At 44.0% G+C, this 25,841-nt stretch carries 21 protein-coding genes and 2 tRNA genes; 19 read left to right on the forward strand and 4 right to left on the reverse strand.

What is annotated here, in order from left to right:
• The first annotated feature begins 47 nt into the window (after positions 1–47).
• The 5 genes from polA to QNH28_RS09135 all read left to right on the forward strand — a co-directional run bounded on the left by polA (position 48) and on the right by QNH28_RS09135 (position 5,646).
• Complete coding sequence (polA, locus tag QNH28_RS09115; protein WP_283911076.1) at positions 48–2,717, forward strand: DNA polymerase I; 2,670 nt, start codon at positions 48–50, stop codon at positions 2,715–2,717.
• A gap of 52 nt (positions 2,718–2,769) precedes the next feature.
• A complete protein-coding gene (gene mutM, locus QNH28_RS09120; RefSeq protein ID WP_283911077.1) occupies positions 2,770–3,606 on the forward strand; it encodes a DNA-formamidopyrimidine glycosylase in 837 nt (278 codons plus the stop codon).
• Positions 3,607–3,733: 127 nt separating this feature from the next.
• Positions 3,734–4,480 carry an MntP/YtaF family protein gene (locus QNH28_RS09125; protein ID WP_283911078.1) on the forward strand — a complete coding sequence of 249 codons (747 nt, stop codon included), beginning with the start codon at positions 3,734–3,736 and terminating at the stop codon, positions 4,478–4,480.
• A 9-nt stretch (positions 4,481–4,489) separates the two neighbouring features.
• The gene (coaE, locus tag QNH28_RS09130) at positions 4,490–5,086 is read left to right on the forward strand and encodes a dephospho-CoA kinase (protein ID WP_283911079.1); all 597 of its coding nucleotides are present in this window, start codon (positions 4,490–4,492) and stop codon (positions 5,084–5,086) included.
• The gene (locus QNH28_RS09135) at positions 5,083–5,646 is read left to right on the forward strand and encodes a lytic transglycosylase domain-containing protein (protein ID WP_283911080.1); all 564 of its coding nucleotides are present in this window, start codon (positions 5,083–5,085) and stop codon (positions 5,644–5,646) included. Before coaE ends, QNH28_RS09135 begins: the two co-directional genes overlap by 4 nt.
• A 79-nt stretch (positions 5,647–5,725) precedes the next feature.
• On the opposite strand, the gene QNH28_RS09140 is transcribed toward QNH28_RS09135, so the two are convergent.
• Positions 5,726–5,944 carry an alpha/beta-type small acid-soluble spore protein gene (locus QNH28_RS09140; protein WP_042126012.1) on the reverse strand — a complete coding sequence of 73 codons (219 nt, stop codon included), beginning with the start codon at positions 5,942–5,944 and terminating at the stop codon, positions 5,726–5,728.
• Positions 5,945–6,111: 167 nt separating this feature from the next.
• On the opposite strand from QNH28_RS09140, the gene nrdR reads away from it, so the two are divergent.
• The 9 genes from nrdR to QNH28_RS09185 all read left to right on the forward strand — a co-directional run bounded on the left by nrdR (position 6,112) and on the right by QNH28_RS09185 (position 15,799).
• Positions 6,112–6,588 (forward strand): transcriptional regulator NrdR, encoded by a 477-nt coding sequence (gene nrdR, locus QNH28_RS09145; RefSeq protein ID WP_042126015.1) that lies wholly within the window; start codon positions 6,112–6,114, stop codon positions 6,586–6,588.
• A gap of 159 nt (positions 6,589–6,747) precedes the next feature.
• Positions 6,748–6,823, forward strand: a tRNA-Ala gene (locus tag QNH28_RS09150).
• A gap of 10 nt (positions 6,824–6,833) precedes the next feature.
• Positions 6,834–6,906, forward strand: a tRNA-Lys gene (locus QNH28_RS09155).
• Between the two features lie 298 nt (positions 6,907–7,204).
• Entirely contained in the window at positions 7,205–8,986 is a 1,782-nt protein-coding gene (locus QNH28_RS09160; protein WP_283911081.1) for a sensor histidine kinase, read from the forward strand.
• A gap of 36 nt (positions 8,987–9,022) precedes the next feature.
• Positions 9,023–10,567, forward strand: coding sequence for a response regulator transcription factor (locus tag QNH28_RS09165; RefSeq protein ID WP_283911082.1), 1,545 nt, complete (start codon positions 9,023–9,025; stop codon positions 10,565–10,567).
• A gap of 105 nt (positions 10,568–10,672) precedes the next feature.
• Positions 10,673–12,004 carry an extracellular solute-binding protein gene (locus QNH28_RS09170; RefSeq protein WP_283911083.1) on the forward strand — a complete coding sequence of 444 codons (1,332 nt, stop codon included), beginning with the start codon at positions 10,673–10,675 and terminating at the stop codon, positions 12,002–12,004.
• Between the two features lie 32 nt (positions 12,005–12,036).
• Positions 12,037–12,909 carry a carbohydrate ABC transporter permease gene (locus tag QNH28_RS09175; protein WP_149644697.1) on the forward strand — a complete coding sequence of 291 codons (873 nt, stop codon included), beginning with the start codon at positions 12,037–12,039 and terminating at the stop codon, positions 12,907–12,909.
• A 56-nt stretch (positions 12,910–12,965) separates the two neighbouring features.
• Complete coding sequence (locus QNH28_RS09180) at positions 12,966–13,826, forward strand: carbohydrate ABC transporter permease (protein WP_481858383.1); 861 nt, start codon at positions 12,966–12,968, stop codon at positions 13,824–13,826.
• A gap of 62 nt (positions 13,827–13,888) precedes the next feature.
• Positions 13,889–15,799: a beta-N-acetylhexosaminidase gene (locus tag QNH28_RS09185; RefSeq protein ID WP_283911084.1), complete on the forward strand. Its 1,911-nt coding sequence runs from the start codon at positions 13,889–13,891 to the stop codon at positions 15,797–15,799.
• A gap of 251 nt (positions 15,800–16,050) precedes the next feature.
• Here QNH28_RS09185 and QNH28_RS09190 read toward each other — a convergent pair whose 3' ends face one another.
• The 3 genes from QNH28_RS09190 to QNH28_RS09200 form a co-directional block, all read right to left on the reverse strand.
• Positions 16,051–17,253, reverse strand: a complete 1,203-nt coding sequence (locus QNH28_RS09190) for an MFS transporter (RefSeq protein ID WP_283911085.1) — start codon at positions 17,251–17,253, stop codon at positions 16,051–16,053.
• A 24-nt stretch (positions 17,254–17,277) separates the two neighbouring features.
• The gene (locus QNH28_RS09195) at positions 17,278–17,859 is read right to left on the reverse strand and encodes a TetR/AcrR family transcriptional regulator (RefSeq protein ID WP_283911086.1); all 582 of its coding nucleotides are present in this window, start codon (positions 17,857–17,859) and stop codon (positions 17,278–17,280) included.
• A gap of 94 nt (positions 17,860–17,953) precedes the next feature.
• Positions 17,954–18,403, reverse strand: coding sequence for a MarR family winged helix-turn-helix transcriptional regulator (locus QNH28_RS09200; protein ID WP_283911087.1), 450 nt, complete (start codon positions 18,401–18,403; stop codon positions 17,954–17,956).
• 168 nt (positions 18,404–18,571) lie between these two features.
• On the opposite strand from QNH28_RS09200, the gene QNH28_RS09205 reads away from it, so the two are divergent.
• The 5 genes from QNH28_RS09205 to QNH28_RS09225 all read left to right on the forward strand — a co-directional run bounded on the left by QNH28_RS09205 (position 18,572) and on the right by QNH28_RS09225 (position 25,714).
• Positions 18,572–19,441 carry an SDR family NAD(P)-dependent oxidoreductase gene (locus QNH28_RS09205; RefSeq protein WP_283911088.1) on the forward strand — a complete coding sequence of 290 codons (870 nt, stop codon included), beginning with the start codon at positions 18,572–18,574 and terminating at the stop codon, positions 19,439–19,441.
• A gap of 255 nt (positions 19,442–19,696) precedes the next feature.
• Positions 19,697–21,496 (forward strand): cache domain-containing sensor histidine kinase, encoded by a 1,800-nt coding sequence (locus tag QNH28_RS09210; RefSeq protein WP_283911089.1) that lies wholly within the window; start codon positions 19,697–19,699, stop codon positions 21,494–21,496.
• Between the two features lie 270 nt (positions 21,497–21,766).
• Positions 21,767–22,942 (forward strand): ABC transporter substrate-binding protein, encoded by a 1,176-nt coding sequence (locus QNH28_RS09215; RefSeq protein ID WP_283911090.1) that lies wholly within the window; start codon positions 21,767–21,769, stop codon positions 22,940–22,942.
• Between the two features lie 27 nt (positions 22,943–22,969).
• Positions 22,970–24,601 carry a response regulator transcription factor gene (locus tag QNH28_RS09220; protein WP_283911091.1) on the forward strand — a complete coding sequence of 544 codons (1,632 nt, stop codon included), beginning with the start codon at positions 22,970–22,972 and terminating at the stop codon, positions 24,599–24,601.
• Positions 24,602–24,700: 99 nt separating this feature from the next.
• The gene (locus tag QNH28_RS09225; RefSeq protein WP_052404220.1) at positions 24,701–25,714 is read left to right on the forward strand and encodes an S-layer homology domain-containing protein; all 1,014 of its coding nucleotides are present in this window, start codon (positions 24,701–24,703) and stop codon (positions 25,712–25,714) included.
• Positions 25,715–25,841 lie beyond the last annotated feature (127 nt).

A 25,841-nucleotide genomic window follows, 5' to 3' on the forward strand; every position in this document is an offset into this window, starting at 1 on the left:
CATATGTTAATATGTAAGAAGTAAGCATGAAAAAGGCGAGGTGCACTATGGACAAGTTGATACTTATAGATGGAAATAATATTATTTACCGCGCTTTCTTCGCGATGCCCCCGCTAACGAATACAGCAGGGCAACAGACGAACGCGGTTTACGGATTCACAACGATGTTACTCCGTTTGATTGAAGAACATAAACCGACACATATGATTGTTGCTTTCGATGCAGGAAAAGTCACATTCCGGCATGAAGGTTATGAGGATTATAAAGGCGGTCGGCAAAAGACACCTCCCGAGCTCTCCGAGCAGTTTCCACTGCTGAAAGATTTGCTCAGAAATCTAGGTGTACCGCAGTTTGAAATTGGCAGCTATGAGGCCGATGACATTATTGGAACCATTTCTCGCCAAGCAGATGAAGCAGGGCGGCAGGTTATGATCGTGTCGGGAGACAAGGATATGCTTCAATTGGCTTCTGAACACACGACCGTTGCGTTGATCCGCAAAGGAGTTACTGAGGTTGAGCTTTATGGACCAGAACAAATTCGTGAGAAATATGATTTAACACCAGAGCAGATCATCGACCTTAAGGGGCTGATGGGTGATGCGAGTGATAATATTCCGGGAGTTCCGGGTGTTGGTGAGAAAACAGCGCTCAAGCTGTTACATCAATTCGGATCAGTTGAAGGGGTATTAGCAGGAACCGGTGAGCTTAAAGGTAAAATGAAAGAAAAGCTGGAAGCTCATGCGGAAGACGCTGTAATGAGTAAGAAACTGGCGACCATCTACCGTGAAGTGCCTCTTGAGCATTCGTGGGAAGATATGGTCTTTAACGGGATTTCTGCGGATACAGCAGGCCCCGCACTTGCAAAATTAGAATTCAAATCACTTCTGGAGAGGTTGTCTCTTAGTGCCTATGCTCCAGTCGCTGATGGAGAAGAGGGTGCAGCGGAAGTAGAAGCTGCTACACTTGATATTTCGATCGTGAGTGAAGATGAACTTGAGGCGTTAAGTGAGGCGCTCCCTAGTATTTCAGCGCTGCATGTGGAATCCAATGGGGATAATCCGCATCGTGCCGAGGTGATCGGCGTAGGGCTATCTTCTCTGGAGCGACATTATTATGTGCCGTTTGAATTACTACAGAAACCAGCGGCTGCGAAGCTACGCGACTGGTTGGGAGATGAGAAGGCTCCGAAGAGCGGATATGATCTTCACCGTGCTGATTTGGCATTGCATTGGCAAGGGATTGCTTTTGCAGGTGCAGCCCATGATGTGCAGTTGGCAGCTTATTTGCTCGATCCGACGGAAGCTAATCAGAACCTAAACGATCTCGCTACGAAATACGGCTTGCCAAGATTGTCACCTGATGAAGATGTATTTGGTAAAGGCGCCAAATATAAGATTCCTGAGCTTGAAATTTTAGGGAATCACATTGCACGTAAGAGTGCTGCGGTACTTGGCATCGCCCAGAAACAACAGCAGGAATTGATCGAAACGGCGATGACCGGACTGTTCGAGGATCTCGAAATGCCATTATCACGTATCCTTGCGGATATGGAGAAACAGGGGATCGCAGTTAATGAAGGGGATCTTAAAGAGTTAGGAAAAGAATTCGAAGCTCAGATTTCCAAGCTGGTTACCGAAATTTATGAAATTTGTGGCACAGAGTTTAATTTGAATTCACCAAAGCAGCTGGGTGAGATCTTATTTGTAAAACTGGGTCTTCCTGTCGTCAAGAAGACGAAGACCGGATATTCAACAGACGCAGAGGTGCTGGAAAAGTTAGCACCGTATCACGATGTGGTGCGTTTGATTCTACAATATCGCACAATTGCCAAATTGCAATCCACCTATGTAGAGGGGCTACTCAAGGAAATTTCCCCGAAAACAGGGAAGGTGCATACATTCTATCGGCAGACGATTGCTGCAACAGGACGGCTTAGCAGCCAATTTCCGAACCTGCAGAACATTCCAATCCGCTTAGAAGAAGGACGTAAAATCCGTAAAGTGTTTGTTCCATCCGAACCGGGCTGGTCCATTCTGGCGGCGGACTATTCGCAGATTGAACTACGGGTGCTGGCGCATATCTCCGGTGATGAACGGATGAAGGAAGCTTTCCTCCATGATATGGATATTCACACGAAGACAGCGATGGACGTATTTGGAGTTACCGCCGATCAGGTGGATAGCAATATGCGTCGTGCTGCTAAAGCCGTTAACTTTGGTATCGTGTACGGAATTAGTGATTATGGTCTGTCGCAGAACTTGAATATTCCTCGTAAAGAAGCCGCTCAATTTATTGAGCAGTATTTCGAGGTATACCAAGGCGTACGTCGATATATGGACGATATCGTAGTGGAAGCACGGAAACACGGTTATGTAACCACACTGCTGGAACGCCGTCGTTATTTGCCTGAGATTAATGCGAAGAACTTTAATCTACGCTCTTTTGCGGAACGTACAGCAATGAATACACCTATCCAAGGAACAGCCGCTGATATTATTAAGCTGGCGATGGTGCATATGGACAAGGCGCTATTTGAGCGTGGACTAAAGAGCCGTATGCTGCTTCAGGTGCACGATGAGCTTGTATTTGAGGTGCCAGAGGATGAAATGGAGCTCATGAAGACGCTTTTGCCGGAAGTAATGGGTGGAGCATTGCTGCTATCTGTGCCGCTTAAAGCAGAGGTAAGTTTTGGTAGTAACTGGTACGAAGCGAAATAGGCTCCCTTAAAGGTGTGCATATCAGCTATAATGTAGTTGAGGTGAAGACATCATGCCGGAATTACCGGAAGTAGAGACAGTCAAGAGAACATTAAATGATTTAGTTAATGGAAAGCAGATAGAGAGTGTAACCGTCCGGTTGGCTCGGATTATTCAGCGACCGGATGATATTCAGGCTTTTGCCAACCTGCTCGCAGGTCATAGCATTGTTAATGTTGAACGAAGAGGGAAATTTTTGCGCATCGTGTTAGACGGTCTGGTGCTGGTTTCTCATTTACGGATGGAGGGCCGTTACGGACTTTTTTCGAACGATGATCCACTGGACAAGCATACGCATGTGATATTCCATTTTACGGATGGCACTGAGCTGCGCTACACGGATGTTCGTCAGTTTGGTACGATGCATCTTTTTCAGATTGGTGAAGACCTTCAGCTTCCTCCTCTTAATAAGCTAGGACAGGAGCCGCTGGAGCCAGCATTTACTCCGGAAAGGTTTAAGCAGATTGTATCAGGCAAAAGCACCAAAATTAAATCGCTGCTGCTGAATCAGGAATATATCGTCGGCATCGGTAATATTTATGTAGATGAGTCGTTGCATCGTGCAGGGATTCATCCTGAAGTCAGCGCTAAAGATCTCTCTGATGATCAACTTGATCAGCTGCATCACGCTATTGTCAGTACGCTGACGGAAGCGGTAAACGCTGGTGGTTCATCTGTAAAATCTTATGTGAATGGTCAAGGTGAGAGCGGCACTTATCAGCAACAGCTGTTGATTTACGGTCGTAAAGATCAGCCATGTAATCACTGTGGAACGATGATCGAGAAAACCGTTGTAGGTGGCCGCGGCACGCATTATTGTCCAAGCTGTCAGCGTAAGGCAGAAAACTGAAGAAGTAATTAGGTTGGCACCCACTACTTGTCCCGCCCATATACTGTGTGAAGAATGCTTAATAGAGAACGGAAGCTGAATGAAGTGTATTCTTCAGTTTTCCGGTTCTTCACAGGAGGGATTGCGGGTGCTCAGCCCATTTTTTTCACTAATATTACTAGCTTTTGCTTTGAGTTTGGATGGTTTTGGCGTTGGTATTACATATGGACTGCGTAAAATGAAAATACCATTGCTTTCCGTTCTGATTATCTCCCTTTGTTCGGGGGTAGTTATCTGTGTATCTATGCAGGTGGGTGTTCTGCTTGCCAAGGTAGTATCTCCACATGCAGCTTCTGAGGTTGGCGCTGTTATACTTGTGCTAATGGGGTGCTGGTCGCTGGTGCAGATGCTAATGCAGAAAGAGAAGGAACAGACGGGTGAAAGTAAAGCTGATAATGAAGAAAATGTGCTCTCTACAGAGGCTCGGGCAGAGGTAGCTGTTGATACTGAAGATGTTGCAGAACAGGCTGCCTTGGCTCCTGAACAGGCAAAATCGGCTGTCTTCTCTCTTGAGCTACGACGGTTAGGGATTGTTGTACAGATCTTACGTACTCCATCGTCTGCAGATATGGATGATTCAGGGAGCATTTCTTCTATGGAAGCAATGTTGCTCGGGATTGCCCTTTCGCTAGATGCCTTTGGAGCCGGACTAGGCGCAGCACTACTCGGGTTCAATCCGATATGGACATCACTTACAATTGCTCTGTTTAGTGGTACATTTCTATTGCTGGGCATGAAGACTGGATTAAGATTCGCCGGGAACTACTGGATGAAGCATGCTGCTGCACTACCCGCGTTATTATTAATTACAATGGGAATACTGAAGCTATTATGAGGTGAGTACATGATTATTGGCTTAACCGGAGGTATTGCATCCGGAAAAAGCACGGTGTCTGCACTGCTTGTGAGCAAGGGAGCGAGGCTGGTTGATGCGGATGTGATCGCCAGAGAGGTTATGCTCCCCGGTCATGAGGTGCTGGCTGCCGCTGTGAAACAATTCGGAAGCGAGATCCTCTCTCCGGACGGCACACTGAATAGGGGCAAGCTGGGGGACATTGTATTCCAAGACCCGGCAGCCCTGCAAGCCCTGAACAATCTGACGCATCCCGCAATCCGGCGGGAAATCAAAGACCGTATGAACAGCATGGAGGAAGAAGATCCGAAGAAGTTAATCATTGTGGATATCCCTCTTCTTTTTGAATCAGGACTCGAGAGTATGTTCCATGAAATATTGGTGGTCTACGTGCCTCGTGAAGTGCAAATCGCTCGATTAATGGAACGTAACGGACTTTCTTTAGAACAAGCAGAAGCACGTTTAAATGCACAGATGGATATTGAAGCGAAACGTAACAAAGCGGACTATATCATTGACAACAGTGGCGAACTTGCGCACACTGAGCAACAGGTTGCTGTTCTTTGGGACAGGCTGGGCTTATTATGAAATGGTTACGTAAAAAAAGAGTCCTTCTTCTGTTATTCGTTGGTTTTACCGCGATATTGTTTCTGAGTACGAACTGGATGTCTTGGTTTTATCCGATCCATTATAAAGATGAGATCCGTAAGCACAGCATTACGTACGATATAGACCCGTTTCTTGTGACCGCAATTATCCGAGTGGAAACGAACTTCAAAACTGGACGAGAATCCAAAAAAGGTGCTATTGGCTTAATGCAGCTTATGCCGGATACCGCTAAATGGGCCCTTGAAAAGGCCAAGCTTCCTGATGTATCTATGGAGGAGCTGAAGCATGAACCATCAGCAAATATTGAACTAGGTACCTGGTATCTTTCAACATTATCCCGTCAGTTCGAAGGTAAACGTACAGCGATTATAGCTGCATATAATGCTGGACCGGGTAAAGTTCAAAAATGGCTGGATGAGGGGATCTGGGACGGAACGGATGCTACGATTAAGGATATTCCGTTTGGTGAAACTCGCCATTATGTACAGCGCGTCAACTATTACTATGATCAGTACACGGATATTTACAACGAATTCTAAAACCGTGTTATGTATAAAAAGAAGTATTAAACGACCTGTGAGTCGTTTAATACTTCTTCAGTAAGCTTATGTGGACAGGTTATTTGTATTGACCTGCCAATTGTTGTTCTGCCAGGGTTACAAGACGTTTAGTGATGTAACCACCGATCGAACCATTTTCATAAGAAGTTTTATTGCCTTGGTAACCATCTGGGGAAAGCGTGATTCCGAGTTCTTGGGCAACTTCATATTTAAGTTGTTCCAAAGCACCACGGGAATTTGGAGCTACAAGGTTATTGGAGCTGTTGTTTTGGCTCATTGCTGTTCACCTCCTCTGTTGGTAACTGTATTATGTGCCGTACTTGCCATAATCATTACAACAAAAAAACGGTGATTTCTGGAAAAAATGAAAAGGCCCTTTAAAAGCCGGATGTTATAAGCATACCGGGACAAAAAAACATTATGTAATAGGAAGTGATGAAGCTTATGAAATGCCCTTACTGCGATCACACAAATACTAAAGTACTGGACTCGCGACCAGCGAATGAGAATAAGTCAATCCGCCGCAGGCGTGAATGCGAGCGTTGCAGCAAACGGTTTACAACCTTTGAAATGATTGAAGAAACACCGTTAATCGTGATTAAAAAAGACGGCAGCCGCGAGGAATTCAGCCGTGATAAAATACTTCGGGGCTTAATTCGTGCCTGTGAGAAACGTCCAGTCTCTGTAGAACGTCTAGAGAAGATCGTCTCTGAGGTGGAGAAATCCCTACGCGGGATCGCTGTAGCTGAAGTGGAGAGCCAACAGATCGGTGAATTGGTTATGGAGCAGCTCTATCCAGTAGATGAAGTCGCCTACGTTCGCTTTGCGTCTGTATACCGCCAGTTCAAGGACATTAACATGTTTATGAAGGAACTGAAGGGTCTGCTTTCTAAGAGCACTGGGGATCTGGACAGATTGTAGGGTTGTGGCTAGTCTAATGACTAAAAAAAGTGTTGACAGCGAAGGCGATTTTTTATATTATATAGGAGTCGCCTACGGCGCTTGAGTTTGTCAGAACGACTTAAATACACCGAACTGAATTTTAGAATGTGTGATTACATACATCTGAAAATTACGTTTGGGGCCATAGCTCAGCTGGGAGAGCGCATCGCTGGCAGCGATGAGGTCAGGGGTTCGATCCCCCTTGGCTCCACCAAACTTCATATGGACTCTTAGCTCAGTTGGTAGAGCAGTAGACTCTTAATCTATTTGTCCAGGGTTCGAGCCCCTGAGAGTCCATCCTAAAGAAACGGCAGAAATGCCGTTTTTTTGTTGTTTGTGGAGTGGTTTTACTAGAAAATTGACCGTATTCCTTTGCGAGAGGGCGATCTGTTTTTTTTTACGCTGAGGTAAGATCCAGTGCTCTCTCCCGGTGCATCGACGACCTCAAGACCAGGCAATGCTTCATCAAGTCAACAACAGACTCTAGTCGGGACGAGCGACTTAGGTTATTATGAAAGCGCAAACATGTTTTCTGGAACTCTTGAAAGCTACAATTTAGCAACAGAGCATAAAGGTAATCTGAACGGAGGATACGATGGAAAACTGGTTGGGTAAATCGTTAAAGCAGAAGCTGAGCTTGTTGATTATTATTTCGGTATTGGTACCGGTGTTGTCTCTGGGACTGTTCTCCTATTATATTGCTGAAAGCTTAACGGAGGAGAAAGCGAAAAGCTCCGGCATGAACACGCTTCGGCAAATTGGTGCCTATTTGGAAAATATGGTGAGCGATGTCGAGAATCTATCACTATTCCTCATCGGCCACCCTGATGTCCAAAGCTACTTGAAAACACCGGAACACGATTTGTTAAAGCAAACCTCGATCGTTAATTTACTTACAACATTATCGATTTCCAAACCATATATCGCCAATGTCATGATCGAATCGAATGAAGATAATAAGCCGTCGGTTTCATTCAGATCCGTCCTCGAATCAGAATGGACCGATATTCAGAGCGAGTATCCCGGTTATTATGAGGAATATCCCAAGTGGTGGTCTCCGGTGCATCATTTCGTTACGTCGGACGGCAAAGAGGATGTCATTACGATGTCGAGGCCGATTCGCAGCACATCAAAATATTACAAAATCGGCATGCTTAAAATCAGCCTGACACAATCGGTTATCTCTAGCCATTTAAAGCAAGCTGGACTAGAGGGTGAAGGCGTCGCCCTGCTGTTGGACGGACAAAACCGGATATTGGCTGGACCGGAAGGGTACGCGACTAACAAGAGCTTGAACGATTATTTTCCCGGAATAGTTGATTTCAAGAGCAAGTCGGGGTCGTTCGATTACGGAGAAGCGGAGGAGCGGAGTACAGTACTGTACTACCAGATGCCGAATGTTAACTGGAGGCTTGTAGGCATCATTCCGGCAAAAGCTTACAGAGCGCAGAACCAGTATTTTTTAACGTTAACTGCAATTGCAGTCAGCATTTCTATGCTCTTTGTTATAGCGTTCGTCCTTGTACTTATTCAAAAGGTGACTAAACCGTTGTCTGCATTAACGAAGTTTCTTAGGAATTCCAGCCCGGACGAGCCGCTGCCGACACTGCCCGTCACATCGATCGATGAGGTTGGACAACTGATTATTAGCTATAATCGGATGAGCTCGCGAATTATTAATTTAACCGATGAGGTGAAGCTGAGCGAAGCGTTGAAGAAGGAAGCGGATATGTCGGCACTTCAAGCGCAGATCAATCCGCATTTTCTATACAATACGTTATCGTCGGTCCACTGGATGGCGCTAATGAAGGGAGACGAAAAAATCGCGGATATGGTCGGCTCTTTAAGTGATTTTCTTCGTTTCAGCTTAAATAAAGGACAGGAATATTGTGCAATCAGCCAAGAAATTTTGCATGTAGATCATTATGTGAAGATCCAGTCCATTCGATATCCAGATAAATTTGATTACGAGGCGAATATTCCGGCGGAGCTGCTCGATATGAGAATGCTGAAGCTGCTGCTCCAGCCGCTAATTGAAAATGCGATGATTCATGGCATTTTGAAAAGAGAGGGGAAAGGAAGCATTATCGTTAAAGCGGTGTCAGCGGGAGAGCGTATTACGTTTATTGTTCAGGATGACGGTGTCGGCATGAGCAGTGAAAGATTGGAGCTGCTGAGGGAGAAGATAAGCGCAAACTTGGGCATTGATCCGCTGAAGAATAATGACTCGGCAGGTAGCAGCTACGGATTGCGCAACGTGCATAATCGGCTGCAGCTTCATTATGGGCATGAAGCCGGTTTGCGGATCGAAAGCGTAGAAGGAAGCGGCACTAAAGTTAGTTTTACCATTATACCGATCCAATCAGAAATCAAATAGGCTACAACCTTTGTGGGAAGGAAGGAGAATCTGTACATGAAGCTGTTAATTGTAGATGACGAAGTCATTATTAGGACCGGCCTTAGCACGGTTATTAAATGGGAAGAGAATGGCATTGAGCTGCTCGCGCCAGCTGCTTCCGCGGAGGAAGCGCTGATGCGCATTCCGATAGAGTGTCCTGACATCATTCTAACCGATATTCGGATGACGGGAATGACGGGATTGGAATTGTCTCGCGAGGTTAAGCGGAATTTTCCTTACATTGAAATTATTATATTGTCTGGATTCGATGATTTTGCATATGCACAGCAAGCGATGCGGGAAGGAATAAGTGATTATTTGCTTAAAAATAGCCGTCCTGGCGATATCATGACTGCGGTTATGCGCGTGAAGCAGCGTATCGTCAGCAGACGGGAGGCCGTGCTTCAAGAAGCCATCCATCAAACGGCGTTCCGTTGGAAGCAACTAGATCGGTTTCTTCGCGGGGACAATCTCCTGACGGAGCGTGAAAGTGAGGAACTGTTGATCTATTATCCTGAGCTGAGGCTCGGATCGGTTATGGAGAAGCTAGAGTTATGGCTAGTTACATCTGCGTCTCCACTGACAATGAAGGAGGAGACGGAAAGTGAAATGAATGAGGCGGCTGCGATGATTAGGAATTCACTTGGCTGCGTCATTCTGGATTGGGAATATGGATGGCTGCTTATTTTCCGCAGGGGGCAGCCGGGCGCGAAGCGATTGGTTAAGGCGTCGATGGAGCGGGCGGAGCGCGTTTATTGCCAGCCTTTTTTTGCCGCATGCGGTGTATGGGCCAGCAACGTGGTAGAACTGAGGGAGTCACTTCGCACCGCCGAACAAACCGCCTCGTACCGCTGGTTGGCAGAGGAAGCAAGAATGCTGGCCTATGAGGATATTAAAGATCGGAAAGGAATGCAGACCGTTTGTACGGAAGAAGTGGAGAGTAAGCTAACCGCCGTTCTGAGAAGCGGGAGCCGAGAGGTCGTAAAACAGTGGATTAAAGGTGAACTGGCGAGCATTAGACAGGATGCGGAAGCGACGCCTTGTTCCGTTCAAGCGTATTTGCATTCCTTGATTGTTGGGGGGTACCGCTGGCTAGAGCGTGCAGCAGCGTCCGTTGGTCAATCGATGCCGAAGCTTCCACAGCTTGAACAGTTGGACATAAAGCTGCTTACTGCGAACCCAGAAGAAACTTTGCAGCAGATGCTGCTTGCGATCCATGCGCAGTATGAACGATTAAACGGCAGCAGGAATGAAGCCATTGACCGAACTGTAGCCTATATACGCGAGCATCTTGCAGACAGCTTGTCTTTAGCGCAAGTAGCGGCAAGCGTACATATGAATCCGAACTATTTTAGCAAGCTGTTTAAACAGGAAACAGGTAAAAACTATATTGAGTATGTAACGGAAGCGAGAATGGAATGGGCTAGCCGTTTGTTGAAGGAAACGCCGGCGAAGGTGAGCGAGATCGCTAAGCGGGTTGGCTACGAGGATATGAAGCATTTTAACCAGCTATTTAAGCGTTACAGTGGCGAAACTCCTTCGCAATACCGTTCAAGATGAATCGACGAAGGTGAAAATACCCCCCGTATGGGCTTAATTTTCCCCCCTACGACTTCTCGTCTGTCTTATCTATACTAGGGTTATTACTAAAGGGGGAATATTTGAATGAAGAAGAGACTTGCGTTTGTAACGACAATTATCTTGATGATTGCCCTTTTGGCAACCGCTTGCAACAATAGCGGAAAAAAGGAGCAGAGCAATGAAGACAACAAAAGCTCTGGAGAAAAAACGAAAATATCAATATGGCATAACTTCGCGGGTGACGACCTGCGTGCCAAAGCGGTTAGAGACCTGATTGACAAGTATAAAGAGGAGCATCCAGACGTTGAGGTAGACGCGCAAGCGATCCCGGTTGACGGTTATCGTCAACGCCTAAGCACAGTTGCTGCGGCAAATGAAATGCCAGATGTATTTTTCGTTTATGCGGGCAGCCAATCCCAAGAGTTCTATGATGCCGGTAAGCTTCAAGCGATTACAGAGTTGATGGATAAATACCCAGAATGGAAGAACAGTTTCTTGGCAGGGGCATTCGACCGCTATGAGTTTGAAAAAGGACAAATTTTCACAGCGCCGCTCGGTATGTCAGCAACTTCGTTCATGTATTATAACAAAGATCTTTTCGAGAAGCATAGTGTAAAAGTGCCGACTACTTGGGAAGAGATGATGACTGCAATTAAAACGTTCAACGACAACGGCATTACGCCGATTGCCCTCGGCAATAAAGCGCCATGGGTTGCACAATCGACGATTATCGGTTCGTTGGCTGACCGCGTGACGGGCACGGAATGGTTCTTGAAAGCTGCAGCTCAAGATGGAGCGTCTTTTACAGATCCTGTGTTCATTGAAGCTTTGGGCAAGTACAAAGAGCTCGTTGACAATAAAGCGTTTCAAGATGGCGCAAACAGCATCGACAACACGCAAGCAGAGCAATACTTCATTCAAGGCAAGGCAGCTATGATGATTAACGGCGCTTGGTCGCTTACGAATCTTGCAGCATCCGCAACTCCTGAGCAGTTGGCACCTATTGAAGTCACAACAATGCCTGGCATAGAAGGTGGAGCAGGCAAACCGAATACGATTTCCGGTGGCGCAGGCGCAGGCTTCGCGCTTAACAAAAATACAAAAGGTGCACAGAAGCAGGCAGCGCTTGATCTGATCTACGCAGTAAGCGGACCGGATGGCCAAAAAGCGATCGCAGAAAGCAACTCAATGGTTATGTACAAAGTAGAACTGGATAAGTCGAAAGTAAGCCCGCTTTACTTCAAAGCTTATGAATTGGCTGTGAATTCTGAAATTACGCCGGTATATGACGCCTATTTATCTGCTGAAGCAGGCGAAGTGATCAACAACGGTCTTCAAGAGCTTATGATGGGCGGTAAGCCGGAGGATGTAGCTAAAAAACTGCAGGATGCGCAAGCGCGTTCGACTAAAAAGTAATCAGACAAAAGTACGTAAAGGAGGCTGTCGCCATGCCTGCATCATTGCGCAGCAGAAGCTTCGTCATCATGGCGCTGCTTCCTGCACTACTCATCTTTATCATCTTTGCGATCGTCCCGATTTTTTGGTCAGCTTACTACGGGTTCTTTGAGTGGAAGGGACTCGGTGCTGCTAAGCTTATCGGGTTGGATAATTATCGAATGATACTAGAGGATCCAGTATTCTGGAGAGCACTGAAAAACAACCTGATCCTTGTTGTCTCGGCAGTAATAGGTCAAGTATCGGTCGCATTGCTGCTTTCATTGTTCTTGCTCAAGAACACGATGTTCAATCGGTTGATGCGCTCCGCCGTATTTCTCCCGATGGTGCTGTCTACAGTCGTCGTCGGTCTCATCTGGGGCTATATTTATCACCCGCAAATCGGTTTGCTGAATCAATTATTGGAGACGCTGGGACTGGAATCTTGGCGCCGACCTTGGCTAGACGATCCTAAAATCAATATGTTTGCCGTATCGATCCCGATTAACTGGGCGAATATCGGCCCGTATCTGATCATTTTCATCGCTGCACTCCAAAATATCTCTTCAGAAATTGAAGATGCTGCGAAGATCGACGGGGCGGTAGCCTGGAGAAAGCTATTTTTCGTGACGCTCCCGATGATTTGGGGAACAGTTGTTGTAACCATCGTACTGTGCATATCTGGAAGTTTGAAGGCATTCGACCATGTTATCGTCATGACGCGCGGCGGTCCTGCACAATCGACAGAACTGCTTGCCACATATATGTACAATAACACCTTTACGGTATACCGTTACGGCTACGGCTCTGCGGTATCCACAATGATTATTCTGATTAGCGCCGTGCTCATTGGCCTAAATCATATCATCACGAAGAGACGCGGCTAATGGGCGGTCGGCTAATGTTAGCCCGGCCGATGAAGGAGTGAATCGCTATGCAAGCAATGATAGACGCTCGGTCGGAGAAGATGAGAGGCTCGCTGTGGCGTAAGCCGATTTCCGGAATTGCGAAAATCATCCTGTTATTTTATGCCATAATTACATTGTATCCGCTATACTGGTTAGGAATAAGTGCATTCAAGTCAAATCAGGAATTTTTCAATCGTCCCTATTCCTGGCCGCAGCATTGGCAGTTCAACAATATAACCCGGGCATGGGATCTCGGAAATATGGGCCGGGCGGTGCTCAACTCCACAATTGTTACCCTCTCAGCACTGCTGCTGACCATTGGGCTCGGCATGCTTGCAGCTTATGTGCTTGCCCGGTTCCCATTCAAGTTGCGTGGCGTTGTAAAAGGATTGTTCTTGCTCGGCATGCTCATTCCAATTCATAGCACACTCGTTCCATTGTTTATTTTCATGAACAAGCTCGGGATGCTGAATACGTACTGGTCACTCATCCTACCGTATACGGCATTTGAATTACCAATTGCGATCTTCCTTGGAATGTCCTACATCGTATCCATTCCGAGAGAAGTAGAGGAAGCGGCGATGATCGACGGCAACGGCTGGTGGGGAATCTTCGGACGCATCATTTTCCCATTGTCCCTGCCGATCGTCGCTACGATTACAATTCTTGCATTTTTGAGGTTTTGGAATGATTTCTCCTTCGCGCTCGTCTTTATTAATTCTCAAGCGTTGAAGACGCTGCCCCTCAGCTTGTCGCTCTTCTCCGATGGATTCGGAACGGACTACAGCTTAACGATGGGTGCGATGTTTATTGCTGCAATACCAACCATTCTCATCTTTTTGATCTTCCAAGAGCAAATTATGAAAGGCATGGTAGCAGGCTCGGTCAAAGGTTAACACCCTTGATCGAGTTTTTGGTGTAATTTTATATATATTTCATTTTTGTGGAGGGATTGATAGTGAAGTTACATTTTATAGGAGAATTGAGCGAGCTTCAATCAGGACTTCAGTTGCTGCTTGCCGAACTTAAGACAGAATGGTCGGAGGATGGAATTCCTGTTTTGATAGAACCGTCTTCAGGAGAACTGGAAGTGGGTTATGATGGTAAAAGCGCTTATATTCGTTATGGCGCTAAACATCAATTTTTTCGCGGCTTGGGACTATTGATTCAGAAGATTAGTGGCGGAGAGCAATTTCAAATTACAGAGCAACAACAATTCGATGCGATCGGGCCGATGTTTGATTTATCCCGCAATGGAGTGCTAACCGTTGAAAGCTTCAAGTTTATGCTGCGCAAAATGGCACTGATGGGCTTGAATAGCGTCATGCTCTATTTGGAAGACACTTACGAGATAGAAGGCGAGCCTTATTTCGGCTATATGCGCGGCCGCTACTCGGCGGCGGAGTTGAAGGAAATCGACGATTACGCCGATCAATTCGGCATTGAAGCGTTCCCGAGCATTCAGACACTGGCTCATTTGGAGGAGTTTCTGAAATGGGAGCCGGTAAAGGAATATAAAGATACAAAAGGCGCGTTGCTCGTTGGAGCGGAGAAGACCGATCATCTGGTCGAAAATATGATTGTCAGCATTAGCGCACCGTTCCGCAGCCGGAAAATCCACATCGGCATGGATGAAGCGGAAGAGCTTGGACGCGGCAAATTTTTGGATCGCAATGGACATATGAGCCGTTTTGATATTATGACAGGTCATCTGGAGCGGGTGCTCGCAGTAACTCGACGCTTAGGGTTGAAACCGATGATGTGGAGCGATATGTTCTTGAAGCTGGCTTCAGCTAACGGTGAAGATTATTATGGCCATGAGACGCAAATATCAGAGGACATGTCGAGCCGCATTCCTAAGGACATAGATATGGTTTACTGGGACTATAACCACGTCGAGGAGAAGGACTACGAAACATTGATCGCCAAACACCGGCCGCTCGGCAATAATCTCATTTTTGCGGGTGCGGTGTGGGTATTCAATACGTTCGGCGTCAATTACGGGCTGTCCTTGCCGGCGACGGATGCTGCGCTGACGGTATGCAAGAAGGAAGGCATCCGGGAAGTTTATGCGACGATGTGGGGTGACGACGGAATGGAGAGCAATCCGTACATCGCTTTGCTCGGCTTGCAGTTTTATGCGGAGCATGCTTATTCTTCGTCGACGCCCACTGACAAGGTGCTGGCCGAGCGCGTTCGGTTCTGCACCGGCATCGAGGCGGACGCTTACATGGGGCTGAAGTATTTGGACGAGACACCGGGAGCTGCACCAAATAATCAGAAGCAGAGCAATCCGTCTAAGTTTCTGTTGTATCAGGATGTACTGCTGGGGCTGTTCGACAAACAGATTGATGGGCTAGATATGGCGGCTCATTATGCATGGACGGAAGGTGAAATTGCTAGCCGCAGAAAAGCCGAGGCAGAGCTAGATTACTTGTTCGAGGTGCCGCAAAAGCTGTGTGCGGTGCTGAAGCAGAAGAGTGAAATCGGTCTTGAGCTGAAGCGGGCATATGACAGTGGAGACAAGGCATTGCTTAGGCGGATTGCTGAGGACGTTTTGCCCGAAATCTCGCTGCGTGTACAACAGCTTCGCGCCGCACATCGGAAGCAATGGCTATCGATGTTCAAACCGTTCGGCTGGGAGGTGCTCGATATTCGTTACGGCGGCGTCGTAAGCCGGCTGGATACAGCGAGCATGAGGCTGTTAGAATATGTAGACGGAAAGCTCGAGAGGATCGAAGAGCTGGAGCAGGAACGATTGCTGTATAGCACGACGAACCGCTTTACAGACAAAGGTGCAGGCTGGTGCAGCTATTATTACCGCATGGCGTCGCCTAACGTCTTTTACCATGTGATCAATCCATTCTAGGTTGAAGAATTATTCTCAAGCAAATTGAAAACAATGGTACTGGTCATGAAGTGATGGTTAGGGGCTCCGTTTTTTTATATATTTAATATACAAGCAGGGGGAACGAGGATAAAATACGTGGTGAAGACAGTAAAAGATTAGACATAAAGAAAGCTGTCGAGTCATTCTCGACAGCCTGAGCAGCTCGTGTCCCCATAGAGGGCGAGCTGTTTTTATTTTGTAAATCTTACTATTCGCAGTTGTTCCTTACCTTAGTTTACCAAGCCATTAGTAGCTTGTTTTTCTTTCCATACCATCGTAATTACAAGACCAATAAACATAATGACAGCCGCAAAGAGATATGGATAGTTGATGTTTACATCAAATAATACTCCGCCTAATGCAGGTCCGATGATATTACCAAGGCTAGTATAGGTTGAGTTCATTCCAGCGACAAAACCTTGCTCTTTTTCAGCAGTTTTTGATAAATAGGTCGTTAATGCTGGACGGAGCAGGTCAAACGCGAGAAAGATGAAGCAGGTTACTAGCAGAACAGTTAAATAGTTATTGATCATGGTGGAGGCTACAGCTAAGGCTACGCCAGCAATTAAGCAGAGTTGAATGAGCTTTTTTTCACCGAGCTTATCTACCATTTTACCGAATAAAAAGACCTGCACAACCACCCCGAAGATTGAGCTTATTGTAATGATGGTTGCAATATCCCGTGGAGTGAAGCCAAATTTATGATCAGAAAACAGGCTAAACACAGTTTCATATGCCGATAAACCAAAGGCAAGCACAAAAACTATTATAAAGGCAATAATATATACTGGGTGAAACGATCGTTTCAGATCAGTGATAAAGTTGGTGTCTTTTTTAAGTTTACTGATTTCCAAAAGCTGCTCTTTGGATAGTGGCTCTTTCAGAATAAATATCGACGAAATACAAGTGATTAAGGCGAAGCCAGCAGCAAAATAGAATGGAGCACGTATACCTAGTTCAGTAATAAATCCTCCAATTCCTGGGCCAATAATAAAACCAATACTAATGGCGGCAGAAACATAACCCATTGCCTTAGGTCTTTCCTCTACTGAGGTGATGTCCGCAACATAGGCAGTGACGGCAGGCATAATGAATGCACCAGCAATCCCTCCAAGAATTCTGGCGATATAAAGAACGGATACATGTGTGCCTAAACCAAAGATTAATTCCGATGCACTGAAGAGCACTAGGCCGATAACGATCATTTTTTTTCTGCCGTAAGTGTCAATCCATCGCCCAGCCAGAGGAGACATGAGTAATTGCGCGAACGCAAATGCTGCTACAAGATACCCCATCGTTTTACCTGACAAATGCATAATGTTCATAAAGGATGGCATAACAGGGACGATCAGCCCAACGCCTAGAAAAACAATGAATATATTACTTAGCAGAATGAGTAAGACTGTTTTTTGTTCTTTCAATGGTTTCTTCATGAAGTAATACCTCTCTTTGTAGAATCAAAGCTGTGAAATACCTCTCCAAAATACGGTCCATGAGGCATTCAGTTTTTCATTTAAACGGATTTCATTATTACCATACACAAGCTCTAGCATGATCGAATCTACTACACCTAAGAAGGCAAGAGTAGGTATGGAGGCTGCATCTTCCCGAATGACTTTGGCATCGATCCAAGCTTGGAATTTGCTTTCAAGTACGGGTTGAATCTTTTTCTCCGTGTCGATAACTTCTTCATCAATCGCTGTAGCAAGATGGGGCGGTGGAAAAAAAGAGATACGCAGCCAAAACTTTAACTGCTCGTTCTTTTGAAACATATCAATGACCAATTGCAGATAGCCTAATAAATCTGTTTTAGGATTTTGGGTACCGACTTTACTCAAATATTGTAGCTTCGATGAGATTTCTGTCTCTTTGGCATCTTGTAGAACTTGTAGAAAAAGATCATCTTTCCCTTTGAAATGAGCATAAAGAGATTGTTTTTTCATCCCAACCTGCTCTGCAATTTGCGATAGAGAGGCTCCCTCATACCCATGAGTTGTGAAACATTTCAAAGCGATGTCTTTAATTTCTTTACTTTTCAAAAAAATCCACCTCGATATTAACGAACGTTCGTCAGTTATACTATCAAATTAAATTATTTTATGCAAATGAAAATTGCATTCATACATAGCAAAGCTAAAATCCGTTAAATTCCTTAAGCATTTCGATAAAGGTTTCAAGCTGCTGATTATCCCATTGTGCTATGCGTTCATAAAATACAAATTCCTTATCCTGGAGCGCAGCAAAGGTTTGTTGTCGTCCAAGCTCTGTGAGCGTAAGAAGGATAGCTCGACGATCCTTAGGAGAGTCTTCCCTTCTAACATATCCTAAATTCTCAAGCTGTTTGAGAAGACGACTGATCGAACTACGATCCATAGCTGTTGCTTCCGCCAAACTAGAGGCACTTGTTGGACCATAGGAATACAGCCAACGGACGATATGGAAAGCAGCAGGTTGTATAGAAGAATCGAAAGCAGCGGCAGTTCTGACATTCAGTGCATGTGAGGCGCTAATAAGCGCATTAATTTGTTCACCGAGCTTTAGCTCGAGTTGTCCTCTTAACGTATCTTTACGTTCGACATTCATTGGTTTGACCACCTAACGTAGATTATTATTCAATAATTTTATACTTTTAATTAGTTGACATATGTCAATCACTTGAATATAGTTGACATATATCAATTATATGTTTTCAATAACATCCTGTCAAAATGAACTTGCAGCTGTTTTATTCCTATATAAAGGAGAATGAAGATGACGACAAAACCGATTATTGTAATTACTGGAGCTACAAGTGGTTTGGGACAACTCGTTGCCATTGAAATGGCAAAACGTGGTGCTCATCTTGTTCTGACTGCTAGGAGTGAAAGTCGCGCAGAAGCTACTCAGAAAATGATTAAAGAGAGCGTACCTGCTGCCGAAATAAATTTTTTCTACGGTGACTTATCCTTAATGAAGGATGTCAGTCGTTTGGGGCAAGAAATATCTGACGCATATCCGAAGATAGACGTGTTATTAAATAACGCAGGACTTCATGCGTTTGAACAGCGGATCACTTCTGAAGGCATATCAGAAATGATGGCCGTGAACTATTTTGCCCCATGGATATTGACTCATACTTTACAGCTTTCTTTGAAGGCAGCGGGAAGTGCAAGAATTATAAATGTAGCTTCTGAAGCTTCACGCAATCATGGAGAACTTAAGCTTCCTGAGGATTTGATAAATACATCTGATTTTTCGGCTAGAGGTTCGTCAGAGATCTATGGAAAAACTAAGCTGCTTAATATCATGTTTACCGCTGAACTTGCTCGCCAATTCAAAGGGACCGGAGTTATTGTTCACGCATTAAATCCTGGTTTTAATGTAACGGGTTTGGGGCGTGAGTTATGGTTTGCACCTATGCTTGAACGAGTATTGAAATTTCTTCATATTGGGAATCCACGTAAGGGAGCTGATATCATTATTCGTTTAATGATCGATCCAAAATATCAGGAGACCACGGGGGGATATTTTAATGTTGGAACAGGCAATCCAATAGTGCCCATTCATCCAGGTGGAGATAAGGAAATGGAGAATAAATTATGGAATGATACGCGATTAGTAATACATCAGATAACTAAATAACAAAGGGAGCTGATCCTAAAGTAGATCTTTCTACAATAGTGTCAGCTCTTTTTCATTTTGAATCAGCTCGTAAGCATTGTCGAAAGACGAAAATAAACTCGGATTTAAGTGTGGAGTAAATTTGAATGTGTAACATTCTGGGTACTTTTGTCGCCTTGCAGGAAGTAGAACAAATTTAAGGGAATATGTTGTTCAATATTCATGGTGAGGTAGAAGTGAACGTTTATAAGTTATCTTTTAAAGGGGAGGGAACTTATGAGAAGAAATTGGCGGATGTCTAGCACATTAAGGCTTTTTTTTATACTTGTAGTCATTCTGCCGATCATCTTATTCTCCATCATTATTCTAAATATTTATAAGCGAGATATTCTTCAGCAAAATACATCACGATCTCAGCAAACGGCTCAAGCGATCTCCTATTCCGTTAGTCAGGAAATTAGGAGGTTGACGGGTCTCTTTGCTTCTATCGGTATGGACAGGGATGTGATGGCAAAGCTTTATGAAATTAATCGTAAGAGTGGAGTCGAGAAACAGCAGGCTTACTATGAGCTAAAGGTCTTAATAGAGAAGTACACGGCATCCATCTCAGGACGAGTATTGTCGGTGAACTTCCTATTCAAAGACCATGAATCTTATTCGTACTTAAAGAACTTGAATTTGGATGATTCTTATTTTCGCCAGAAAACGTGGTATGAGCAAGTGCTGAATAATCCCGATAGCGTTCATTTTCTAGGAATGATGCCCAATATTTTATATGGTAATTACAATCCTTACAATATGGTTGCTGCCCTATCTCCAAGTGTAATCAATCCTTTATCCCAGCTAGAAATGATTCTTTTTACATTTGAGAGTAGTGCCTTTGATCATATTTTGCAGTCGCGTGATAATACGGAATCCAGCCTTTTCATCATCACAGAAGAAGGTCAAATTATCTCATCCAATACCCTTGCCTCTAGAGGGGGAGAATTCCAAATGCACTGGTTCGCAAATCGCGGGCCGCAGGAAAAAGGGTACGTTGTGGATGTTAATGGTGATGATAGAAATTTGATAACCTATGCCAAGATTGATCAGACCGGATGGTGGCTTGTACAGTCTATTCCATATGCTGATCTAACAGCCAATTACCTTAGTGTGAATTATATCGTCTGGGTGTTTGCATTGATGATTATTTTAGCGTTTATTCTAGTTTCATTTTACTTTGTATCTAATGTTACTAAGCCGTTAAATGAGCTTCTCCGGCAAATGGATCTGGTTACCGAAGGTGATTTAAACGCAAAATTTATGAGAACTGGTAGCCTGGAGCTAATTAAGCTTGGGCATTCTTTTAATCACATGACGGAGCGTATTCAGGATCTGCTCTACCACCACGAAAGGCAAGAAGTGGAGAAGCGGAAGGCAGAGTTTGCAGCACTTCAGTCGCAGATCAATCCACACTTTTTAATAAATACGCTCAATTCAATCAAGTTCATGGCTTTAATCAGTAAAGCAGATAACATACGGAATATGACTCATGCGCTAACTCGTCTTCTGGCTTCCTCTTTTAATCGAGGTGGAATCCTGACTACGATTGATGAGGAAATAGATCATCTAAAGCATTATTTATATATCATGGAGATTCGTTTCGGTAGACCGATCCAAACGAGATGGGAAGTAGATGAGGATCTAGCCGGATATTATATATTGAAATTGCTATTACAACCTATTCTAGAAAACAGCATTATTCATGGTCTAAAGAATGTTGACTATCCTGGTATCATCGAGATCATAGTGAGAAAACAAGCGGAAGATCTGCTTATAACGATAGCCGATAATGGTGTAGGCATGTTAGATATTGTCGCTCAGGAATCTGACAGCAATGGTATACGCCGTCAGCATTCTTTCAGTGGTATGGGAAACAGTAATGTTAATAAGCGAATTCAGCTGCATTACGGGGCGCGATACGGTTTAAAGTACGAGAAGAATATACCTCAGGGAACTATAGTAACGATAAGGCTACCGTTAATCGACACACCGGAAGAGGAGATACAGGATCAAATGCTAGGGGAGGGAGGATGAAGCAAAATGTTTCGGAGGAGCATAAAAGATCATAGTCCAGAGGGAAAACATCATTCATGTGTGACTTCAGAGGAGGTATGATGGTGTTCAATATTGTAAGCGAATTCTTTATTGCTTATAAACTTTTTTCGAAGGCTGTGATTAATAGAAGTGAAAATAATACTCCGTGTGTCCTTAATAGGGATCATCTCTCTTATTTTTATAGGTGGCTTCTTCTCTTTAAGTAAGTTCAGTCCCAAAGGAGGGGCAATAGAGCAACAACAGGGAAAGGTGAATCAGGATCAACCGATTAAAATAAAATTCGGCATGTGGGAAGCGAAGACAGACATCAAATTTTGGACGGAAAAAGTAAGAGACTACTCTAAAATTAAGCCGAATGTAACAGTTGAAGTAGAGACAATTCCTGATAATAGCGGTCAGTATTTAAAGGTTCGTTTAGCAGCCAATGATTTGCCAGATATTTTTTACCTGAAGCCAGATGACCTAATTACTTACAAAGCAGTACTTCTTCCACTGGATGGATTAACCGCAGCAAAAAATAATAAATATCCCGCTAGATTAGATCATTCCATTCTTGGTTTACCACTTGTTTCATTCTCAGAATATGTCTATTACCATCCAAGTATCTTTCAAGAGGTCGGCGTAGAGATTCCGCAAACGATAGATGAATTTATGGATGTGATGATGAAGATCAAAGCGCATGGTAAATATATTCCGATTGCGATTGGCGGGAAAGAGAATTGGACGTTCTATCCTTTCACTGAGTTTGGGCCGCCTCTACTGTCCAAGGATGAGAATTATTTATCTTCAATCGCGCAGACGAAACGCCCTTTCGGAAAAGGTTCTCCCTTCGAGAAGGCAGCAGTGATGATTAAGAAAATAGCAGAGAATGAACTAGCAGGGCCCGATGCACTCAACATTGGTGTGGATCAGGCAACGCAGCTGTTTCAAAATAATGAAGCGGCCATGCTTGCACTCGGCCAGTGGTACCTTAGAGATCATTTATCCAAAATGAAAGATGATATAGATTTAGATGCTTTCACCTTGCCCTGGAGAGAGACAACATCAGAGCGTTTGCAGGCAATCACTATGCCGGATCAATATATGGCCATCAATAAAAATTCAAAGAATACGGAAGAAGTTAAAGCATTCTTGGAATGGGTATTTAGCCGGGAAGTTTACCAAGTGTATATTAATTATTCGCAAAATTCATCGACAGTGAACAATATCGAATCATTCCTGCCATTCTTCAACAATGTTCAAGAGAAGCACCCCTTTGAGCCGTTTATGTACCTTGGGATTGATGAGAAGTTTGAAAAAGTAAAAAATGCTATACAGTTTGATGAAAAGAAGGCTGCACAAGAAATTTTTTCAGGGGCTGAGGTGTCCGATATTCAAGGGAAATTGAATGATGATTGGGAGATAGCGGTTGAAGCTTTGAAGTAATCCTATAGATCAATTATGGAGGGATTTATGATGAAATTTAAAGCTCTCATTGTTGATGATGAACCATTAGCTAGGTTAGCCCTTCGGGAATATATATCCATTGCTTCGACTGATTTTGAGATTGCAGGGGAAGCAGGAGATGGCAAGGAGGCCTTAAGCATGCTGAAAATCCATCAGGATGTGGATCTAGTTCTGGCGGATATTCAAATGCCAAATATGAATGGAGTAGAGCTTCTCGAAGCACTGAATAACACTACTTTTTCGAATCAACCGCTAACCATCATGCTCAGCGCATACGGAGATTATTCTTTTGTAAGAGATTCCTTTGTGCTCGGCGCCTTTGATTACATTGTTAAAGCCAAGTTAGATGAAACTTATATTGCACCGGTTCTGACTAAAACCGTGGATGAATTGAAGCGACGTCAGAGCTCCTCAAGGTCAGTATCAACCTTAGAGGACGCAGAAGCATCGATCTGTTCTGTTCTGCACCGGCTCTGCCTAACAGATTCCTTAGAAGTGACGGATGATGAATTAGCGCCTTCGTTAGAGCTTGTTCGAAAGCATATGGGGGAGAAAAATCTGGAGGTTGCGCTTATTCGACTATCGGATACCGTTCAATTTGAAGATTCACACCGTATGATTATGCAGACGATACGAACGGTAACGAATCGAAGTAGAAGTGAAGGGATCTGCAAAGTATGCAGATATGATGACAGACATTATGTTTTGTTCTTCTCTTTTCCAGAGCAATGCAGCATTATTGCCGTTCGTAGATTGACAGACATTATCTTGTCTGAAGTGAGCATGAGATTAAAGCAATTCATTAATTTGAAGCTATCTATGGGCATCAGTGACATTGTAGATGGTCTTCACCAGTGGAACCGTTTATTCCGCCAAGCTGAACGATTAGCAGGTTTGAGCTTTTACCAAGGGTACAATCGATTATATTATCCGGAAGCTGAAAGGCATCCATCTATTAAAGAAAGTGATTGGAAAGAAGCGTGGTACTTGGGTAGAACCGAAATGCTGAAGTCATTAAGTGATCCGGATTCAACGAAATGGCAGGAGGTATATGAACAATGCTGTAGCTTGTTGATTCAGCGCTACCCTTGTTCACCTGAGCTTATCAAATCAGATGTAGTCGATATGACCTGGGAGGCAAGCGCATTAATTTATCAAAAAGGCGTTTCTTGGGAAAAGCTTCATGATAAGCTGCCTTATCCCATCACGGATCATATATATAAGCAGGAAACCTGGGAGAATACGGTGCATTGGTGCCGACTGTTCTTGGAACATCTGCATCAAAAGCTGCATCCGAAAGACCAACCTAAGGAATGCTTTCTCAGCCCTGTTGTTGCTAAAACGAAAGAGCTATTAGAGAAAAACTTTAACGAAGATGTGCATTTATCGAATATTAGTCAGATTGTCGGTGTAAGCGAGAGCTATTTAAGTAAACAATTTTCTAAAGAAATAGGTGTTAATTTCATTCAGTTTCTGACGAATCTGCGAATCGAGAAGGCTAAAAAGGCGCTGGAGAGCGGAATGAAAATATATGAGGTTTCTGAGCAAGTAGGGTACGTTAATCCAGAACATTTCAGTCGTATTTTCAAAAAAATCACAGGAATTAGCCCCTTAGCTTATCGCAGAGAGAAAGAATAACAAAAATAATCAATTTTGAACAAAATAAATCATGTGTATCCGTTTTCAAAATCCATATGATAGGGGGGAGTAAAAATTCACGGGTGAAGGGATGTTCTTATGAGACGCAAACGGTTCACATTCGCACTAATCTGTACGTTATGTTCTTCCATGTGGTTGAGTACAGTCCATGCTGAAAAAGTCTCTGATTTCGAGATGCAGACATCAGCTACTGAATCTGCTAATTCTACGTTCACCGTTACATTAAAGGGGAAAGATATTCAAGACTTATATGCATATGAAGCTAAATTTAATTTTGACCCGAAAGTGCTTGAGATTGTAAAAGCAGAAACGAAGATCAAAGGCTTTTCAGTATCTCCGATCGTTAAAAACAATGAAATTACGATAGCCCATACTAAGATTGGTAATGTGAATGGTGAAAAGGGTAATTTGGACATTGCCACGATTACCTTTAAAGCTAAAAGGGCTGGTACAACTGCAGTAAAATGGACCGCATTAAAAGTTCTTGATCGTAATCTGAAAGATCAGGAATTCACCCCGAATCAATCCTCAACATTCACCAAGATTTTCAGCGATATCGTCTCACATTGGGCGAAGCAAGATATCATGGAAATGGTCACTAAAGGAATTGTTGAAGGCATGGATGCCGACAGCTTTGCCCCTAATAATAACATCACTCGCGCACAATTCGCAGCTCTTATAGCCAGGGCATTAGATCTTACAGAAGGTTCTGGAAGTAATCCGTTTACGGATGTGAAATCAGGGGTTTGGTACGAAGATACGGTAAAGAAAGCTTATGCAGCCGGAATTATTAGTGGTTTGTCGAAGACGAAGTTTGCCCCGGAAAAAAGCATTACCCGTGAGGAAATGACGACGATGCTGATGCGTGCGAAAGCTTATGCTTCCGGCGTAAAGGTCGATAGTATGGCCTCAGATTCCACTACTGCGTTTAAAGATGATAGTAAAATAAGCCCATGGGCTAAAGCGTCGGTGGGGTTTGCCTTGAAATCAGGATTAATGAAAGGTAGAACTCAGACTACTTTTGCACCCAAAGAATCTGCCACAAGAGCCGAGTCAGCCGTTGTTATCAAGCGATTGTTAAATTCCAAGTAATACAAAAAAACAAATAATGACGTACCTTCTTATGGAAGGAGGGCTCATTATGTCCTTTTGATGTAAAAAACATACATTTAAAGGAGATATATGAATTGATAATGTTCATTCTACTTATATTTAAGTG

The organism is Paenibacillus sp. G2S3, assembly GCF_030123105.1.
GTDB lineage: Bacteria > Bacillota > Bacilli > Paenibacillales > Paenibacillaceae > Paenibacillus_AQ.

What these genes read in the sequence shown, in the direction of transcription:
- polA (WP_283911076.1), top strand. Translation starts at nt 48, where the DNA reads ATGGACAAGTTGATACTTATAGATGGAAATAATATTATTTACCGCGCT.
- mutM (WP_283911077.1), top strand. Translation starts at nt 2,770, where the DNA reads ATGCCGGAATTACCGGAAGTAGAGACAGTCAAGAGAACATTAAATGAT.
- coaE (WP_283911079.1), top strand. Translation starts at nt 4,490, where the DNA reads ATGATTATTGGCTTAACCGGAGGTATTGCATCCGGAAAAAGCACGGTG.
- QNH28_RS09135 (WP_283911080.1), top strand. Translation starts at nt 5,083, where the DNA reads ATGAAATGGTTACGTAAAAAAAGAGTCCTTCTTCTGTTATTCGTTGGT.
- QNH28_RS09140 (WP_042126012.1), bottom strand. Translation starts at nt 5,944, where the DNA reads ATGAGCCAAAACAACAGCTCCAATAACCTTGTAGCTCCAAATTCCCGT.
- nrdR (WP_042126015.1), top strand. Translation starts at nt 6,112, where the DNA reads ATGAAATGCCCTTACTGCGATCACACAAATACTAAAGTACTGGACTCG.
- QNH28_RS09160 (WP_283911081.1), top strand. Translation starts at nt 7,205, where the DNA reads ATGGAAAACTGGTTGGGTAAATCGTTAAAGCAGAAGCTGAGCTTGTTG.
- QNH28_RS09165 (WP_283911082.1), top strand. Translation starts at nt 9,023, where the DNA reads ATGAAGCTGTTAATTGTAGATGACGAAGTCATTATTAGGACCGGCCTT.
- QNH28_RS09170 (WP_283911083.1), top strand. Translation starts at nt 10,673, where the DNA reads ATGAAGAAGAGACTTGCGTTTGTAACGACAATTATCTTGATGATTGCC.
- QNH28_RS09175 (WP_149644697.1), top strand. Translation starts at nt 12,037, where the DNA reads ATGCCTGCATCATTGCGCAGCAGAAGCTTCGTCATCATGGCGCTGCTT.
- QNH28_RS09180 (WP_481858383.1), top strand. Translation starts at nt 12,966, where the DNA reads ATGATAGACGCTCGGTCGGAGAAGATGAGAGGCTCGCTGTGGCGTAAG.
- QNH28_RS09190 (WP_283911085.1), bottom strand. Translation starts at nt 17,253, where the DNA reads ATGAAGAAACCATTGAAAGAACAAAAAACAGTCTTACTCATTCTGCTA.
- QNH28_RS09200 (WP_283911087.1), bottom strand. Translation starts at nt 18,403, where the DNA reads ATGAATGTCGAACGTAAAGATACGTTAAGAGGACAACTCGAGCTAAAG.
- QNH28_RS09205 (WP_283911088.1), top strand. Translation starts at nt 18,572, where the DNA reads ATGACGACAAAACCGATTATTGTAATTACTGGAGCTACAAGTGGTTTG.
- QNH28_RS09210 (WP_283911089.1), top strand. Translation starts at nt 19,697, where the DNA reads ATGAGAAGAAATTGGCGGATGTCTAGCACATTAAGGCTTTTTTTTATA.
- QNH28_RS09220 (WP_283911091.1), top strand. Translation starts at nt 22,970, where the DNA reads ATGATGAAATTTAAAGCTCTCATTGTTGATGATGAACCATTAGCTAGG.
- QNH28_RS09225 (WP_052404220.1), top strand. Translation starts at nt 24,701, where the DNA reads ATGAGACGCAAACGGTTCACATTCGCACTAATCTGTACGTTATGTTCT.